The organism is Acidovorax sp. GW821-FHT10E04, from assembly GCF_059415185.1.
The window spans coordinates 349,248-365,131 of the sequence record NZ_JBWKMT010000003.1; the positions used below are offsets into that span (position 1 = coordinate 349,248).

A 15,884-nucleotide genomic window follows, 5' to 3' on the forward strand; every position below is an offset into this window, starting at 1 on the left:
ATGGGGGCCCGCGGGTCAGGACTGCGCCACGGCGCTCCGCACGCGCCCCTGCTCCAGGCCCGGGCGGCCGAACCAGTAGCCGTCGCAGGGGAGGTCGGGCATCAGCGGCTGCATGCGCTCCACCAGGTCGCAGGCCGCCTCGGGGGCGCGCGCGTGGCGGGCTTCGTCAAACGCGGCCACCACCTGCGGCATGTGCTGCGCCTGCGGGCTCAGGCGCAGCACGTCCACGCCGCAGGCGCGCAGGCCCGCCAGTTCGTTGGCCAGGTTGTAGACGCGGGCCGATTGCGTCTGCGTGCCGTTGAGCACGAGAAAGCCCTCGTTCTCGCGCGTGCGCAGCGGCAGCCCGTCGGCATGCTGCAGGCAGCTGAACTGGCAGTCGTCCTTGGGCAGGTTGCGGTGGCGCGCGGTGAAGCAGCGCGCCGAGTACGCCAGCGGCATGCGCCCGTAGGCGAAGACCTCGGTCTCCAGGCCCTGCGGGCGCTGCGCCAGCACGGCCGACAGCGCGTCCCGCGACATCTCCACCGGCATCACCCAGCGGGTGGCGCCGAACTGCGCCATCCACTGCAGCGAGTGCGCGTTGTACAGGTTCAGGTGCGGCCCGGCCACGAAGGCCCGCGGCCCGGTGGGTGGCCGCGAGAGGCAGTGCACGGCGCCCATGTCGTTGGCCTCCACGGTGAACTCGCCGTTGGCCGTGATCTTGTGCAGCAGGCCCACGTCCGCACTGGATTCGATGAGCACCTGGGTGGACAGCACGGCCTCCTTGCCCGCGTCCCGCAGCATGCGCGCCAGCGCCAGCCAGTCGGCCAGGCGCAGCTCATGGCGGCGCGAGCACACTGTCTCGCCCAGGTACACCACGTCGACGGGCGTGGCGGCCATGGCTTCGTAAAACGCGAACACGGTGTCGCGCGGCCAGTAGTACAGCAGGGGGCCGAGAGAGAGTTTCATGGGGCGGGCTTCAGGGGTTTGATCGTGGGATCCAGATGCTGGGAGCGGCGCATGGAGTTCGAATCTGGCGCGGCCCAAGCCAGCGACCGCCGCGCAAGGGCCGCCCCGCCGCGCTGGCGGTGTCCCCCTTCCCGCATCGCGCAAGCGAGGCGAGAGAAGGGGGAAGGCGCGAAGCGCATCAGGGGGTTGTTCTTCATTTCCAGGGGCGGTGGTAGGCGCCCAGCGTGTGCTGCTGCCCTTCGGCCACCTGGTCCAGGCTGGCCATCCAGCGCGTCTTGGGCGCGTAGCGGTGGGGGTGGGCCAGGCACTGGTCGATGGCCTCGCGCCAGACCTGCGTGACCTGGGCCACGTAGGCCGGGCTGCGCTGGCGCCCTTCGATCTTGATGGCGCGCACGCCCATCTTCACGAGCTGGGGCAACAGCTCCAGGGTGTTGAGGCTGGTGGGCTCCTCGATGGCGTAGTAGTTCTCGTCGCCGCCCACGTCGAAGCGGCCCTTGCACAGCGTGGGGTAGCCGGCGCTCTCGCCGGGCGCATAGCGGTCGATCAGCACGCCGTTCAGGCGCGACTCGCGGCCCTGCGGCGTTTCCACCCAGCGCACGGCCTTCGGGGGCGAGCACACGCCGTGCGTGTTGGGCGATTCGCCCGTCGCATACGACGACAGCGCGCAGCGCCCCTCGACCATCACGCACAGGCTGCCAAAGCCGAACACCTCGATCTCCACGGGCGTGCGGTCGATGACCTGGCGCACCTGCTCCATCGACAGCACGCGCGGCAGCACGGCGCGCACGATGCCGAACTGCTCGCGGTAGAAGTTGATGGCCTCGTAGTTGGTGGCCGAGCCCTGCACCGACAGGTGCAGCCGCAGCCGGGGGTGGCGCTGCACCGCGTATTGCATGAGGCCCGGGTCGGCCAGGATGACCGCGTCCACGCCCAGGTCCACCGCCTTGTCCAGGGCGCTGCGCCACGGCCCCGGGTTGGCGGCCTGCGGGTAGGTGTTGAGCGCCATGAAGACCTTGCAGCCACGCGCATGCGCATGGGCGATGCCGCTGGCGATGGCCGCCTCGTCAAAGTTCAGGCCCGCGAAGTTGCGCGCGTTGGTCGCGTCGCGCAGGCCCAGGTAGACGCAGCTGGCGCCATGGTCCACCGCCGCCTTGAGCGCGGGCAGGCTGCCGGCGGGGCAGACGAGTTCGAGGGCGGGCGCGGCCTCTGCAGGGTTGTGGGGTTCCATGGCTCTGGTTCAAACGCAGGCCCCCGGTGGGAGCCCAAGCACTGGGTGGCACCATACCGAGGCCGCTGCGCGCGCCGGCTGATCTTCATCAACCGGAGTGCACAATGCCAGAGCAATGCAGTCGGACTTTGACGCGGCCCGGCCGCCCATGCCCGCCTCGACCCTTTCCTTCCCCATTCCAACAACACCCTTCGCCGTGAACAAGAACCTGTGGCTGCTGGCCCTGTGCCAGGGCCTTTTCCTGACCAACAACGTGGTTTTCATCGCCATCAACGGCCTGGTAGGCCTGCAGCTCGCCCCCTTTGGCTGGATGGCCACGCTGCCCGTGATGGGCTATGTGGTGGGCGGGGCCCTGTCCACCGCGCTCGTGGCCCGCAGCCAGGCCCGGTGGGGCCGCAAGGTGTCGTTCCAGATCGGGCTGGCCGTGGCGATCGCGTCGTGCGGCCTGTGCGCGTGGGCGGCCTTCAGCGCCAGTTTCTGGCTGCTGTGCGCCGCCACCGTGGTGGCGGGCTACTACAGCGCCAATGGCCAGCTCTACCGCTTTGCCGCCGCCGAGCTGGCCCCCGCGGCCTACCGCGAAAAGGCCGTGTCGCTGGTGCTGGCGGGCGGCCTGCTGGGCGCCGTGGCCGGGCCGAACCTGGCCAGCGCCACGCGCACGCTGTTTCCGGTGCCTTTCGCGGGCGCCTACGTGGTGCTCATGGGCGTGGCCCTGCTGTCCATGCTGTGCATGGCGGCGATCCGCTTCGAGGCGCAGCCCGCGCGGCGCGACGCCGCGGGGCAGCCCGTCGCGGGCCGCCCCCTGTCCGAGCTGATGCGCCAGCCCGCGTTCGTGGTGGCCATCCTGGGCGCCGCGCTGGGCTATGGCGTGATGAACCTGCTGATGGCCGCCACGCCGCTGGCGATGCAGGTGTGCGGCTTCAACTTCGATGCGGCCGCGCTGGTGCTGGAGTGGCACGTGATCGGCATGTTCGCGCCCGGCTTCGTCACCGGCCACCTCATCAAGCGCTTTGGCGTGCTGTCCATCATGGGCGCCGGCGTGCTGCTGAACCTGGCCTGCGTGGCCGTGGCGCTCATGGGCGTGGAGCTGCACCACTTCGGCATCGCGCTGTTCATGCTCGGCGTGGGCTGGAACTTCCTGTTCACGGGGGCCACCACGCTGTCCATGACCGCCTACCGCCCCGAGGAAAAGGACCGCGCCCAGGCCGCCATCAACTTCTGCGTGTTCGCCACGCTGGCGCTCAGCTCGTTCTCGTCCGGCGTGCTGGTCACCACGCAGGGCTGGACGCTGCTCAATGCCGGGTCCCTGGTGCCCATCGTGGTCACGGGCCTGGCGCTCGCCTGGCTCGCGGCCCGGCGGCGGCGCGCCGTCTAGGCCCGCGTGGCTCCGGTGCCGGCACCGCCCGGCACCGCGACCGCGTGGGCGAGCCACCGGGCAAACGCGGCCACGGCGGGGTCTTCCTGCCGCCCCTGCGCCACGAAGAGACTGTAGCCACGCAGGCCGCTGTCATGGTGGGGATGCGCCAGCGCCAGTTCGCCGGACAGCAGCTCGCGCTCCACGAAGTAGTGCGGCACCAGGCCGATGCCCAGGTCCGCGCGCACCGCCTCGACCAGCATGGAAAACAGGTCGAACCGGTGGCCGCCCAGGCTGTGCGCCGGCACGCGCGTGATGCCCGCGCGGGTGAACCACGCATCCCACGCGCCCAGCCGCGAGCTCAGCTGCAGCAGCGGCACCGCGCGGAAGTCGCCGCGCTCCATCGCACGCCGGTGGCGCGAGCCGGGAGCGCACACGGCCACGCACACCTCGCTCATCAGCGGCACGGGCTGCACCCCGGGCCAGGCGGCGTCGTTGTACTGCACGGCCACGTCGAAAGGGATCTCCTGCATGTAGGTGTGCGTGGGGTACACCTGCAGGTGCAGGCTGCAGCCCTTGTGCGTGGCCAGGAAGGCGGGCAGGCGCGGCAGCAGCCAGCGCTCGGCGAACACGGGCACGCAGCCCACCAGCAGCCGCGCGCCGTCGGGCCGCTGGGCCATGGCTTCGAGCGTGTGGTTCTGCAGGCGCAGCAGGTCGCCCACCACCTGCGCGTGGTAGCGGCGGCCCGCCTCGGTGAGCGTGGAGCCGCGCGCGCCGCGCTGCACGAGCTGCAGGCCCAGCTGGCCTTCGAGCAGGCGCAGCTGCTGGCTCACGGCGCTGTGCGTGAGGCACAGCTCTTCGGCGGCCTTGCTCACGCCGTGGTGGCGCGCCACGGCATCGAAAACGAGCAGGGCGCGGGTGCTGGGAATGTGCTGGCGCATGTAAGAAAAACTGTCGGCCCGGCAGATTAAAGCAGAACCGCGCCCCGCCAATCGGTCCAACAATTGCAGGGCGCTTGCGTGCCAGGCGCCGCGCGCACCGGATGCCGCGGCCCGCGTCTGGCCGGGCCCCCCTTCCTTCGCAACTCCGCCCTCTCCATCATCCCGACCATGAAGAACCCTGCCTCCATCTTCCGCTTCACTCCCGGCGCCGTGGCGCTGGCCGCCGCGCTGCTGGGCCCTGCCGCCCACGCGCAAGGCGCCGTCGCCGCCACGCCCACCACGCTGCGCCCGGCCGTGGACCAGGCCTACACGCAGCTCATGGCGGCGCCCCAGATCCTGAAGCTGCTCGACGCGGTGAAGGCCGACCACGACCGCGCGGCGCAAGACCTCCGCATGCTCACCGAGATCGAGGCGCCACCGTTCAAGGAGCAAAGGCGCGCCGAGGCCTTCCTCGCACGCCTGAAGGCCCTGGGCCTGGCCAGCGCCGCCATCGACGCCGAAGGCAACGTGGTCGGCATCCGCAAGGGCACGGGCAGCGGGCCCAAGCTCGTGATCTCGGCCCACCTGGACACCGTCTTCCCCGCCGGCACCGACGTGAAGGTGAAGGAGCGCGACGGCAAGCTCTACGCGCCCGGCATCTCGGACAACACGCGCGGCCTGGCCGTGCTGCTGTCGTGGCTCAAGGTGCTCAACGACCAGCAGATCGCCACGGTGGGCGACCTGGTGTTCGTGGGCAATGTGGGCGAGGAAGAGCTGGGCAACCTGCGCGGCATGAAGCACCTGTTCAAGGAGCACCTGGACATTGACGGCCTGGTGGCGCTGGAGCCCGCGCCCGACGGCACGGTGCTGGTGCTGGGCACGGGCAGCCACCGCCACGAGGTGACCTTCAAGGGCCCGGGCGGCCACAGCTACGCGGCCTTCGGCCAGGTGCCCAGCGCGATCCACGGCATGGGCCGCGCGATCGCCAGGATCGCCGAGATCCGCACGCCCGCCACCCCCAAGACCACCTTCACCGTGGGCACGGTGGGCGGCGGCACCTCGGTGAACACCATCGCGCCCGATGCGCGCATGGCGGTGGACATCCGCTCCGACGAGATGGCCCCGCTGCTGGCCACCGAAAAGCAGGTGCTCTCGGCCATCGATACCGCCGTGGCCGAGGAGAACGCACGCTGGAATGTGAACACGCTCTCCGCCTCCACCAGGCTCATCGGCGACCGCCCCGGCGGCCGCACGGCGGCGGACTCGCTGATCGTGGAAGCCGCCGTGCGCGCCAACACCGCGTTCGGCCGCAAGACGGTGCTGGGTGGCGCGAGCACCGATGCCAACGTGCCCATGTCGCTGGGCATCCCGGCCATCGTGATCGGGGGCGGGGGCAAGACCGGTGGTTTCCATGCGCTGTCGGAGTGGATCGACCTGACCGATGCCTGGCAGGGGGCGCAGACCTCGCTGGTCACGGTGCTGGGCCTGGTGGGGGTGCAGGGCGTGAGCGAACCCCTGCTGGAGAAACGCCCGGCGCGCAGCCAGTGAACGGCGGGCGGCGGGCCCTCCCGCCACGCCCTGGCCGGCGGCCCGGCACCTGCCAGCCTTGCCGGCCCAGCCCGTCGCCCACGCACGGGCGGTAGGGGAATTCACGATTGTTGACACTGGGGCCAGGGCGCGGATGCGTACCATCGCTGGTACCGGGCCCAGGGCCGTGAGCGGCCCCGGGCCGGCGCTCGGCCGTTTTTTACCCCCTTCTGCAGGAGATCACCATGGGTTTGCTCGATTCCGTATTGGGTGCCGTCATCAATAGCGCATCACAGGGCGGCCCCCAGGGCTCCGCCGGCGGCGGCGGTGCCGCAGGCGGGCTGGGTGGCCTGCTGAGCCTGGCCGCGCAGAACCCCCAGCTGGTGCAGGCCGTGATGTCCCTCATCAGCAACGACGGCCCGGTGGGCGGGCTGCCGGGCCTGATGGCCCGGTTCCAGCAGGCCGGGCTGGGCAACGTGATCGCCTCCTGGCTCAGCGCGGGGCCCAACCAGGCCATCTCGGGCGAGCAGCTTTCGGACGTGCTGGGCAGCGGCCCGCTGTCGCAGATCGCCGCGCAGCTGGGCGTGGGCTCCGGCGCGGCGGCAGGCCAGCTGGCCCAGGTGCTGCCGGGCCTGATCGACCAGCTCAGCCCGCGCGGCGAGGCGCCGCAGGGCGGGTTTGGAACGTCCAGCGACCTGTTTGGAATGCTGGGCGGTTTGCTACAAAAATAGTAGCTTTCAGCGCTTGATGGACAAGCGCTACCGGCCATTCTGGCCCGAAACCGCTGCGGCGGCGCTCACCCCGCCGCCGGGCAGCGCCGCTCCAGCCACTGCCGCAGCATGTCGAACACCGGCGCGGCCAGTTCGGGGCTTTCATTGAACAACTCGTGGAACAAGGGCTCGAAGCCGTGCGACTGCACCAGCGCCCGGGGCGCGGCGGCCGCGAAGGCACGGCTGCCGGCGGGATTGACCAGCTTGTCGCTGCCCGCCCACAGGAGCAGCGTGGGCACGCTCCAGTGCGCGGCGCGGGCCACCGTGGCGGGGCCGCCCGTGGCGATGAAGCGCGCCAGGCGCGCGCTGATGCGGTCGTGGCACAGCGGGTCGGCCAGGTAGGCCGCGGGCACGGCCGGGTCGTGGGAGAGGTACTGCGCATCCAGCCCGTTGCCCACGCGCAGGTTCGGTGCGATGCGCGGCAGCGTGGCCAGCAGCAGTTTTTGCACGGCGCCCAGGCCCGCGTCGAGCGCGGGGGATGACAGCACCAGCGCATCCACCGGCCGCAGGTTCAGGGACACAAAACGCGAGGCGACCAGCCCGCCCATGCTGTGGCCCAGCAGCACCAGGGGCTGGCCGGCCGGCATGCGGGCACGGGTGGCGTCCACCATGTCGGCCAGGTCGTCCAGCAGCCGCATGTCCGAGGTGAGGCCGCCGCGCGGGCCGCTCGACTCGCCGTGGCCGTACTGGTCGTAGCCGCGCGCGGCGAATCCCCAGGCATTCAGGCGCCGCGCCAGGGCGTCGTAGCGGCCCACGTGTTCGCCCAGGCCGTGCACCAGCAGCACGGTGCCCCGTGCCGGCACGCCGCGCCCCACCAGGGGCCAGTCCTGCACCGCCAGGTTTTCCCCATCCCCCGCGGTGAAGGTGGTCAAGGTGCTCAGGGTGGACGCAATGGAGTCAGAGGACATGGTGGAACGGGCTCAAGGCAACGCGGCCGGCCGGGCCAGCGCCCTGGCGGCGCGCGTTGCGGTGCGGGGGAAGGGCGGCGGCTGCATCCACACACCGGGGGAGGAGGCAGCGCCAGGGCACATGCGCGGGGGCGGCGATGCGCGCGGTGGGGTTCAGGCCGCCACGGCGGTGGCCTGCTGCGCCGCCATGGCCGCGATCACCTGCGCCACGGCGGCGGTGAGCTTCTTGGCGTAGGGCACGTGCAGGAACTCGTTGGGGCCGTGCGCGTTGCTCTTGGGGCCCAGCACGCCGCAGACCATCATCTGCGCGGTGGGAAAGCCTTCGCTGAGCATGTTCATGAGCGGGATGGTGCCGCCCTGTCCGATATGGCCGCACGGCGCGCCGAAGTGGGCCTGCGAGGCCTCGTTGAGCGCCTGCTCGAACCAGGGCGTGGCGCTGGGCGCGTTCCAGCCCGTGGCGCCGCTCGTGCCCTGGAAGGTGACCTTGGCCTGGTAGGGCGCGTTGTCTTCGAGCAGGGCCTTGAGCTCCTGCACGGCCTGGCCGGCATCCACCAGGGGCGGCAGGCGCAGGCTGAGCTTGAACGCGGTGTAGGGGCGCAGCACGTTGCCGGCGTCCTGCAGCGCCGGGAAGCCCTCGGCGCCGGTGACGCTGAGCGTGGGCTCCCAGGTGCGCTTGAGCAGGGCCTGCACCGGGTCGGTGGTGGTGGGCAGGGCGAAGGTGGTGGCGCCGCCGCAGTCGTAGTGGGCCCAGGGGAAGCGCTTGTACACCTCTTCGCCCAGGATGGCGGCCGTGGCGCGGGCCTGGGCCAGGCGGTCGGCGGGCACCTCGCAGTGGAAGCTCTGGGGCAGCAGGCGGCCGGTGGCACTGTCTTCCAGCCGGTCGAGCACCTGGCGCATGATGCGGAACGACGAGGGCACCAGGCCCGAAGCGTCGCCCGAGTGGATGCCTTCGGTCAGGATCTCGACCTTGAGCGTGCCGGTGGCCATGCCGCGCAGGCTGGTGGTGAGCCACAGCTGGTCGTAGTTGCCCGCGCCCGAATCCAGGCACACCACCAGCGCCACGTTGCCCATGCGGGGCTTCAGGGCATCGATGTAGGGCAGCAGGTCGCGCGAGCCGCTTTCCTCGCAGGTCTCGATCAGGCCCACGATGCGCGGGTGGGGCACGTTCTGGCGCTTCAATTCCTGCACGGCCGCGATGCTGGCATAGACCGCGTAGCCGTCGTCGGCGCCGCCCCGGCCATAGAGCTTGCCGTCCTCGTACTTGGGCGTCCAGGGGCCCAGGTCGCCGCGCCAGCCCGAGAACTCGGGCTGCTTGTCGAGGTGGCCGTACATGAGCACGGTGTCCGTCGCGCCGGGCTGCGTGGATGCGATCTCGAAGAACAGCACGGGGGTGCGGCCTTCCAGGCGCACGACGTCGAGCGTGAGGCCTTCGACTTTCTGCGATTCGACCCACGCGGCGGCGTTGCGCACCACGGTGTCGAGCAGGCCCTGCTCGGCCCAGTCGGGCGAGAACATGGGCGACTTGGCGGGGATGGCGATGTAGTCTGTGAGCTGGCGCACGATATCGTCGTCCCACGCCTGGCTCACCCGCTCGAGCGCGAGTGCAGGTTGCAGGATCTGGTGGGGGACACGGGCATTCATGGGGGCTCTCCTGAAAAAAAAAGTCTCTGGGGGACCAAAAACAGCATTCCAACACAACCCCCGCGCGGACGCCACGGTGGGCGCGCAGAGACCTTCACGGCGGGCGCGGACGCCGCACGCGCCCCAGCCCCCGCGCAGCGGGCGCCGCCCCCTGAGGGAGGGCGGCGCGGGGAGGCATTTCAATACCTGGAAGCCGGGTGGGTCTCGGGGTTGTCCCGCGCCGCCATCTGGGAGGCGGGGCGCCGCAGGGCCGTGGCCACCTCGACGCGGTTGCGCCCGTTCTCCTTGGCCTGGTAGAGCGCGCGGTCGGCGGCGGCGATCAGCATGTCCCAGCTGTCGCCGGGTTCCAGCCGGCCGCCGAAGACGCCGATGCTCGCGGTGACGGCGATGCCCACGCCCGCATCGGCATCGGCGGCGCCGGCGGGGCGAACGCGGCAGCGCGATTCCTCCACCGCCTTGCACAGCTCGCGCGCCAGCTGCTCGGCCCCCAGCAGGGTGGTGTCGGGCAGCACCACCATGAATTCCTCGCCGCCGTAGCGGCCCACGAGGTCCTGCGCCCGCACGCGCTCCTTCAGCACGCTGACCACGCTGCACAGCACCTGGTCGCCCGCGGGGTGGCCGTGGCGGTCATTCACGCGCTTGAAATGGTCGATGTCCACCATCATCAGCGCGATGGACTCGCGCGTGCGCACGGCGCGCGCCACGTCGCGGTCCAGCGCGGCGATCAGCGCGCGGCGGTTGGCCACGCCCGTGAGCGGATCGAGCGCCGCCATGATGCGGTTGTTTTCGTCCGCGCGGTCGCGCGACATGAACACGAAGCCCATGGAGCTGATGAGCACCACCGACACGGTGCCCATGAAGGTCAGGGTCTGCAGGGCGCTGCCCTGCAGGATGCCGGTGGCCGCCTCGCTGGCGCTGAGGGCCAGCAGCGCGCGGCCGCCCAGGACCAGCGCCTCCAGCCCGAGCCCCGCCACCAGCAGCCATTGGCCGCGCCCCACGGTGGCATGGCGGCGCTCCAGCGCCGCGGCCAGGGCCCATACGGCCTGCAGGCCGATGGCCAGGCCCACGAAGCTCACGCGCGCCGGAAAGTTGTCGATGAATGCGATGACGAACCCCGTGACCAGCGCGGACGGCGTGAGCAAGAGCAGCCACCGCACCGGACGGCCCTGGAACTGGTAGATCGCCGCGATCATCCCCACGAAGACGCAGGACAGCAGCAGGTTGCCCATCACCACGGACAGCGCGTCCGGCACCTGCCCGCGCAGCATGATCAGCAGGTGCCCCATGGCATTGACCAGCAGGGCGGCGGCCCACCGCCCCAGGCCGTCGCGCCGGCGCCCCCAGCCCACCACGGCCATGGAGGCCGCCATCATCAGCGAGCTGACAATGATCATTGCCAGCATGGTGGGAACATGGGCGGCCATGGCGGGCAGGTGGGGTTGTGCGGACAAGGAAGTTCAGCCCAGCATAAACCATGGAATCGGGCGCGAGAACCGATCAATTGCCAAGCCGCCCGCGCCGGGCCCGCCGCCGGCCCCCGCAGGCCCGGGCCCGTCAGCGCAGCCGGGCGGGGGCGGGGGACGCTGCCAAGGCCGGCCGGTCCGCGGGCGCAGGCTCGCCGCCGGGGCCGCGCGAGAGCTTGAAGACCTGCACCGCCCCGGCCAGCCGCTGCGCCTGGTCGCGCAGGCTCTGGGCGGCGGCGGCGGACTGCTCCACCAGCGCGGCGTTCTGCTGGGTCATCTGGTCGAGCTGGTTCACCGCCGTGTTCACCTGGCCGATGCCGTCGGACTGCTCGCCCGAGGCCGCCGTGATCTCGCCAATGATGTCGCCCACGCGTTGGACAGAGCCCACGATCTCGTCCATGGTGCTGCCCGCGTTCTGCACCAGGCGCGCGCCCGACTCCACGCGCTCCACCGAGGCGCCGATGAGCGCCTTGATCTCGCGCGCCGCCTCGGCGCTGCGCCCCGCCAGCGACCGCACCTCGCTGGCCACCACCGCGAAGCCCCGGCCCTGTTCGCCCGCGCGCGCCGCCTCCACCGCCGCGTTGAGCGCGAGGATGTTGGTCTGGAAGGCGATGGAGTCGATCACGCTGATGATGTCGGCGATCTTGCGCGAGCTCTGGTTGATGTCGCCCATGGTGGTGACGACCTCGCCCACCACCTGGCCGCCGCGCGCGGCCACGGCGGCGGCGGTGCTGGCCAGCTGGTTGGCCTGGCGCGCGGCATCGGCCGACTGGCGCACCGTGGACGTGAGCTGCTCCATGCTCTGCGCCGTCTGGGCCAGGCTGCTGGCCGTGGCCTCGGTGCGGGCCGACAGGTCCTGGTTGCCGCTGGCGATCTCGGCGCTGGCCGTGGTGATGCTGTCCACCGCCGTGCGCACCTGCTGCAGCATCTGCGTGTAGCGCTGGCGCATGCCTTCGACCTCCTGCACCAGCGCGCCGATCTCGTCGCGCCGCGTGGTGCGGAATTCCTCGGTGAGGTCGCCCTGCGCCACCAGCGTGATGGCCTGCGTGAGGTCCTGCAGCGGGCGGCTCACGCCCCGGCGCAGCATGAGGAACAGGCCGATGGCCAGCAGCACCACGGCCAGGGCCATCAGGCCCCACACCGCCAGCGTGACGCGGCGCTGGCTGGCCATGGCTTCGCCGTCGGCCACCTCGGCCACCACCCACCAGCCCCCGCCCGTCTTGCGCACCAGCGCCCAGGGGTCGGTGGCGCCCGCGCCCAGCACGGGCGCGGCCTCGCGCACGAAGCCGTCGCCGGAGGCGGCCAGCGCCTCGAAGAAGGGGCGCGCCTCGGGGTAGGCCTCCAGCACGCGCTTGCCGCGCGCCGTGGGGTGGTACACGAACACGGCCTTGTCGAGCGAGGCGCCGGGGTTGACCACATAGGTGCCGCCGTGCTCGAAGAATTTTGTCTGCGCCACCTGCTTTTGCAGCATGGCGTGGAACACGCTGATGTCGTTGCCGATAAAGAGCAGCGCGATCACCTTGCCCGAGGCGTCCTTGGACGGCAGGTAGTGGCCCATGTAGGGTTTGCCCCCCACCACGGTGACGCCGGTGTAGGGCTCGCCCCTGGCCACCGTGGCGTAGGCCGGGTCGTCGCGGGACAGGGGCGTGCCCTGCTGGCGCTCGCCCTTGTCGTTCTTGACCGACGTGGTCACGCGCATGAAGTCCTCGCCCTTGCGCGCGAACACCGTGGCGATGCCGCCCGTCTCGCTGGCGAACTTGTCGACCGAGCCGTAGTCCTCGTTGACCAGCGCGCCGTAGCTGCGCAGCTCGCCCGTGGCCTCGTCCAGGTGCATCACGCCCTCGAAGTAGCGCTGAAAGCCCCGCATGGTGAGCTGCACCAGTTCGCGGTTGGTGTTGTCGGCCGCGTCCAGCGACTGGGCCACGCTCTGCGCCGTGTCGCCCACGCTGGCCACCACCTGGGCGCGCGTGCTGCGCTCGGTCAGCACGGCGATGGCCAGCCCCACGAACACGAGCACCAGGGCCACCAGCGCAATGGCCGCCAGCGTGACCTGCCGGGCGACGGAACGGTTGTTGGCAAGGGAAGCGGCCATGCGGTATGTCTCCTGGAGATTGAAAGCCCAAAGCCGGCTGGGCCGGTCTCAGAAAGGGTTCTCAAACGCCTGAGAACACGCTGCTTCACTCTAAGTCCGGAGGCTTGTTACATTTATTCACGCATTCCCTTACGCAAAGCTGCGTACCTCGACGCGGCCCGTGCATGGACCATAGCGTGCGAAACGGGGCGCCCCCCGGGGGGATGGCCCAACGCGGATCAGGGGGTCTTCCCCTTCATCCAGCCCAGGCCTTGCGAGGTGCCGGCCGCCGGCCGGTATTCGCAGCCGACCCAGCCGCGGTAGCCCAGGGCATCGATGGTGTCGAAGAGGTAGGGGTAATTCAGCTCGCCGGTGTCGGGCTCGTGGCGGCCGGGCACGCCGGCGATCTGGATGTGCGAGACGCGGCCCGTGGGCAGGTAGCGCCGCAGCTTGGCGGCCAGGTCCCCTTCCACGATCTGGCAGTGGTACAGGTCCATCTGCACCTTGAGGTTGTCGGCCTGCACCGCATCCAGCAGCTCGTGGGCATGGTCCTGCCGGTTCAGGAAGTAGCGCGGCATGTCGCGCAGGTTGATGGGCTCGATGAGGATCTCGCGCCCGGCCCGCGCGGCCTGCGCTGCCGCCCAGCGCAGGTTGCCCGCGCACAGGTCCTTGAGCGATTCGCGCTCGACGCCCGGCGGCACGGTGCCCGAGAGCACATGGATGCGCGGGCAGCCCAGCACCTCGGCATGACGCAGGGCTTCCTCGACTCCCGCGCGGAACTCTGCCTCGCGCCCCGGCAGCGCGGCCGTGCCGCGTGCGCCGTGTTCCCAGGCGGCGGCCATGCCGGCGCGGTCGGTACCGCCCGCCGGGGCGTTGAACAGCACTAGCTGCAGGCCGCTGTCCTGCAGCCGCGCGGCCACCTCGGCGGGCGCGAACGCGTACGGAAACTGGAACTCCACGGCGGTGAACCGGTCGCGCGCGGCGGCCTCGAAGCGCTGCAGGAACGGCAGCTCGGTGTACATCAGGCTCAGGTTGGCGGCAAACTGTGGCATGGCAGGCGGTGGAGGGCGTCGGGACCCGGCAGCTTATCGCGCGGCATGGGGGCCTGGGCGCACCGCTGCGAAGCAATAGGCTCAAAACAGCCCCTGGCGCTACATGGACAAGCGCGAACAGCTATATATTCAATAGCAGCCTGACGGTACACCAAGGACACACGCATGCGCATTGGAGAACTCGCCCGACGCACCGGCACCACCCCCAAGGCCATCCGCCTGTACGAGGGGCGAGGCCTGCTGGGCACCGTGGCGCGCAACGGCAGCTACCGCCAGTACGGCGAGGCCGATGTGGCCCAGGTGCGGCTGATCCGCCAGGCCCAGGCCCTGGGTTTTCGGCTGTCGGAACTCGACGGCCTGGACCAGATGCACACCGCCGAGGGCGGGGACCGCATGGCGCAGCGGGTGGCGGCCCGGCGGGTGGCGGTGGCGCAGGAGCTGCTGCGGCTGCAGGCGCTCGATGCCGAACTGGCGCAGCTGCAGGCGCAACTGCATGCCTGCGACGGCATGGCCGTGCCCGCCACGGCGCAGGCCTGCGCCGTGGCCGCGCCGGTTCCGCCCGCGGCCCGCGACGCCCGGCAATTCACCGCCCCGGTGGCGCGGGGCGCGCCGCATCGCGCGCCGGCTTGATCCAGCTGCTTGACTCTGCCCCGTGGGGCAAGGTGACCATGGCGCCATCGACAACAACGTGTGTGATGGAGGTTCTGTGGCACAACAACGCATTCTGGTCATCCTGGGCCACCCGGCGCCCGCCAGCCTGTGCGCGGGCATGGCCCGCGCCTATGCCGAAGGGGCGCTGGACGCGGGCGCCGAGGTGCGGTTCCTGGACGTGGGGCAGCTGGCGTTCGATCCGCTGTTCCTGGGCTACGGCGCCGCGCAGCCCCTGGAGCCCGATCTGGCCGCCGCACAGGCCGACATCCGCTGGGCCGGACACCTCGTGTGGGTCTACCCCATCTGGTGGGGCGCGATGCCCGCGCTGCTCAAGGGTTTCATCGACCGCACCTTCCTGCCCGGCTACGCGTTCAAGTACCGCGCCGGCTCGCCGCTGTGGGACAGGCTGCTGGCAGGGCGCTCGGGCGAACTGCTGGTGACCATGGATTCACCGCCCTGGTACTTCCGCTGGGTCACGCGCATGCCGGGGCATCACCAGATGAAGAAGGCCATCCTGGAGTATTGCGGCATCCGGCCCGTGCGGGTGCACAGCTTCGGGCCGGTGCGCACCGCCAGCAAGGAGCGGTTGGCGGGCTGGGTGGCGCACGCGCGGGACCTGGGGCGGCGCAGGGGCGCGAAACCCGGCACCGCGAGCGCCAGCCCCGCGCCGCAGGCCCCCGCATCGCCCTGACGCCGCGGCGCCCGTTCAGGCCAGGGCCAGGTACTTTTCAAGGTGGCCCATGGCGCGGGCCACGTACGCCTCCTTCTCGCCAACCGGGGCCACGTAGTGAAGCGCGCTTTCCGCGGCCTCCACGCCTTCCAGCCGGGCGATCACCCACGCGGCCAGGTACGGCGCGGCCAGGCAGCCACCGGCCGTGGCGATGTTGCCGTGCGCGACCAGGGGCTGGTTCAGCACCGTGACCCCGGCCTCTTGCACCCAGGGCCTCGTGGTCAGGTCGGTGCAGGCGGGCACGCCGCCGAGCAGGCCCAGGCGGGCCAGCACCAGCGTGCCCGAACACTGGGCGCCCAGCAACTGGCGGGCGGGGTCGAAGTCCATCTGCGCCATCAGGGATGCGTCGTTCACCACCTCGCGCGTCTGCATGCCGCTGCCCACCAGCACGGCATCGGCCGTGCGGGCCCAGGACAGCGGCGCCTGCGCCTCCACCACCACGCCGTTCATGGACCGCACCCGGGGCGCGGGGCAGGCCAGGCACACCTGCCAGCCCGGCTTCTTCACCCGGTTGAGAACACCCAGGGCGATGAGCGAGTCCAGCTCGTTAAAACCTTCGAACGTCAGTATGGCAATGCGCATGGCGCTTCTCCTGGCGGGAAAACGGCCCCCGCCGGCGGTGGATGA

14 protein-coding genes are annotated in these 15,884 nt (G+C 71.2%); 5 read left to right on the plus strand and 9 right to left on the minus strand.

Going from position 1 to position 15,884, the window contains the following annotated elements; genetic code table 11:
* Positions 1-15: 15 nt before the first annotated feature.
* Positions 16-945, minus strand: a complete 930-nt coding sequence (locus AC07OC_RS10965) for a U32 family peptidase (protein ID WP_218339365.1) — start codon at positions 943-945, stop codon at positions 16-18.
* 193 nt (positions 946-1,138) lie between these two features.
* Positions 1,139-2,173, minus strand: a complete 1,035-nt coding sequence (gene ubiU / locus AC07OC_RS10970) for a ubiquinone anaerobic biosynthesis protein UbiU (RefSeq protein WP_218339364.1) — start codon at positions 2,171-2,173, stop codon at positions 1,139-1,141.
* Positions 2,174-2,369: 196 nt separating this feature from the next.
* Here ubiU and AC07OC_RS10975 point away from each other — a divergent pair, with 196 nt between their 5' ends.
* Positions 2,370-3,545: an MFS transporter gene (locus tag AC07OC_RS10975; RefSeq protein ID WP_218297036.1), complete on the plus strand. Its 1,176-nt coding sequence runs from the start codon at positions 2,370-2,372 to the stop codon at positions 3,543-3,545.
* On the opposite strand, the gene AC07OC_RS10980 is transcribed toward AC07OC_RS10975, so the two are convergent.
* Positions 3,542-4,465, minus strand: a complete 924-nt coding sequence (locus AC07OC_RS10980; RefSeq protein WP_218297035.1) for a LysR family transcriptional regulator — start codon at positions 4,463-4,465, stop codon at positions 3,542-3,544. The genes AC07OC_RS10975 and AC07OC_RS10980 overlap by 4 nt on opposite strands.
* Before the next feature lie 168 nt (positions 4,466-4,633).
* Between AC07OC_RS10980 and AC07OC_RS10985 the strand changes: the two genes are divergently transcribed.
* Both AC07OC_RS10985 and AC07OC_RS10990 read left to right on the plus strand, forming a co-directional pair.
* The gene (locus AC07OC_RS10985) at positions 4,634-5,992 is read left to right on the plus strand and encodes a M20/M25/M40 family metallo-hydrolase (protein ID WP_218297034.1); all 1,359 of its coding nucleotides are present in this window, start codon (positions 4,634-4,636) and stop codon (positions 5,990-5,992) included.
* A 224-nt stretch (positions 5,993-6,216) separates the two neighbouring features.
* A complete protein-coding gene (locus AC07OC_RS10990; protein ID WP_218297033.1) occupies positions 6,217-6,702 on the plus strand; it encodes a YidB family protein in 486 nt (161 codons plus the stop codon).
* 65 nt (positions 6,703-6,767) lie between these two features.
* Here AC07OC_RS10990 and AC07OC_RS10995 read toward each other — a convergent pair whose 3' ends face one another.
* The 5 genes from AC07OC_RS10995 to otnI all read right to left on the minus strand — a co-directional run bounded on the left by AC07OC_RS10995 (position 6,768) and on the right by otnI (position 13,876).
* Positions 6,768-7,649, minus strand: a complete 882-nt coding sequence (locus AC07OC_RS10995; RefSeq protein WP_218297032.1) for an alpha/beta hydrolase — start codon at positions 7,647-7,649, stop codon at positions 6,768-6,770.
* A gap of 153 nt (positions 7,650-7,802) precedes the next feature.
* Entirely contained in the window at positions 7,803-9,290 is a 1,488-nt protein-coding gene (locus AC07OC_RS11000) for a M20 family metallopeptidase (protein WP_218339363.1), read from the minus strand.
* Between the two features lie 179 nt (positions 9,291-9,469).
* Positions 9,470-10,714 carry a GGDEF domain-containing protein gene (locus AC07OC_RS11005; protein WP_218339498.1) on the minus strand — a complete coding sequence of 415 codons (1,245 nt, stop codon included), beginning with the start codon at positions 10,712-10,714 and terminating at the stop codon, positions 9,470-9,472.
* A gap of 130 nt (positions 10,715-10,844) precedes the next feature.
* On the minus strand, positions 10,845-12,845 hold the full coding sequence (locus tag AC07OC_RS11010; protein ID WP_218339362.1) for a methyl-accepting chemotaxis protein: 2,001 nt from the start codon (positions 12,843-12,845) through the stop codon (positions 10,845-10,847).
* A gap of 218 nt (positions 12,846-13,063) precedes the next feature.
* A complete protein-coding gene (gene otnI, locus AC07OC_RS11015) occupies positions 13,064-13,876 on the minus strand; it encodes a 2-oxo-tetronate isomerase (protein WP_218297029.1) in 813 nt (270 codons plus the stop codon).
* A gap of 165 nt (positions 13,877-14,041) precedes the next feature.
* On the opposite strand from otnI, the gene AC07OC_RS11020 reads away from it, so the two are divergent.
* Positions 14,042-14,506, plus strand: a complete 465-nt coding sequence (locus AC07OC_RS11020; protein WP_218297028.1) for a MerR family transcriptional regulator — start codon at positions 14,042-14,044, stop codon at positions 14,504-14,506.
* A gap of 76 nt (positions 14,507-14,582) precedes the next feature.
* Positions 14,583-15,218, plus strand: a complete 636-nt coding sequence (locus tag AC07OC_RS11025) for an NAD(P)H-dependent oxidoreductase (protein WP_218297027.1) — start codon at positions 14,583-14,585, stop codon at positions 15,216-15,218.
* A gap of 15 nt (positions 15,219-15,233) precedes the next feature.
* Here AC07OC_RS11025 and AC07OC_RS11030 read toward each other — a convergent pair whose 3' ends face one another.
* Positions 15,234-15,839 carry a DJ-1/PfpI family protein gene (locus AC07OC_RS11030; protein ID WP_218297026.1) on the minus strand — a complete coding sequence of 202 codons (606 nt, stop codon included), beginning with the start codon at positions 15,837-15,839 and terminating at the stop codon, positions 15,234-15,236.
* Positions 15,840-15,884 lie beyond the last annotated feature (45 nt).

What these genes read in the sequence shown, in the direction of transcription:
- AC07OC_RS11010 (WP_218339362.1), bottom strand. Translation starts at nt 12,845, where the DNA reads ATGGCCGCTTCCCTTGCCAACAACCGTTCCGTCGCCCGGCAGGTCACG.
- AC07OC_RS10995 (WP_218297032.1), bottom strand. Translation starts at nt 7,649, where the DNA reads ATGTCCTCTGACTCCATTGCGTCCACCCTGAGCACCTTGACCACCTTC.
- AC07OC_RS10965 (WP_218339365.1), bottom strand. Translation starts at nt 945, where the DNA reads ATGAAACTCTCTCTCGGCCCCCTGCTGTACTACTGGCCGCGCGACACC.
- AC07OC_RS10985 (WP_218297034.1), top strand. Translation starts at nt 4,634, where the DNA reads ATGAAGAACCCTGCCTCCATCTTCCGCTTCACTCCCGGCGCCGTGGCG.
- AC07OC_RS10990 (WP_218297033.1), top strand. Translation starts at nt 6,217, where the DNA reads ATGGGTTTGCTCGATTCCGTATTGGGTGCCGTCATCAATAGCGCATCA.
- AC07OC_RS11005 (WP_218339498.1), bottom strand. Translation starts at nt 10,714, where the DNA reads ATGGCCGCCCATGTTCCCACCATGCTGGCAATGATCATTGTCAGCTCG.
- AC07OC_RS11030 (WP_218297026.1), bottom strand. Translation starts at nt 15,839, where the DNA reads ATGCGCATTGCCATACTGACGTTCGAAGGTTTTAACGAGCTGGACTCG.
- ubiU (WP_218339364.1), bottom strand. Translation starts at nt 2,173, where the DNA reads ATGGAACCCCACAACCCTGCAGAGGCCGCGCCCGCCCTCGAACTCGTC.
- otnI (WP_218297029.1), bottom strand. Translation starts at nt 13,876, where the DNA reads ATGCCACAGTTTGCCGCCAACCTGAGCCTGATGTACACCGAGCTGCCG.
- AC07OC_RS11020 (WP_218297028.1), top strand. Translation starts at nt 14,042, where the DNA reads ATGCGCATTGGAGAACTCGCCCGACGCACCGGCACCACCCCCAAGGCC.
- AC07OC_RS10980 (WP_218297035.1), bottom strand. Translation starts at nt 4,465, where the DNA reads ATGCGCCAGCACATTCCCAGCACCCGCGCCCTGCTCGTTTTCGATGCC.
- AC07OC_RS11000 (WP_218339363.1), bottom strand. Translation starts at nt 9,290, where the DNA reads ATGAATGCCCGTGTCCCCCACCAGATCCTGCAACCTGCACTCGCGCTC.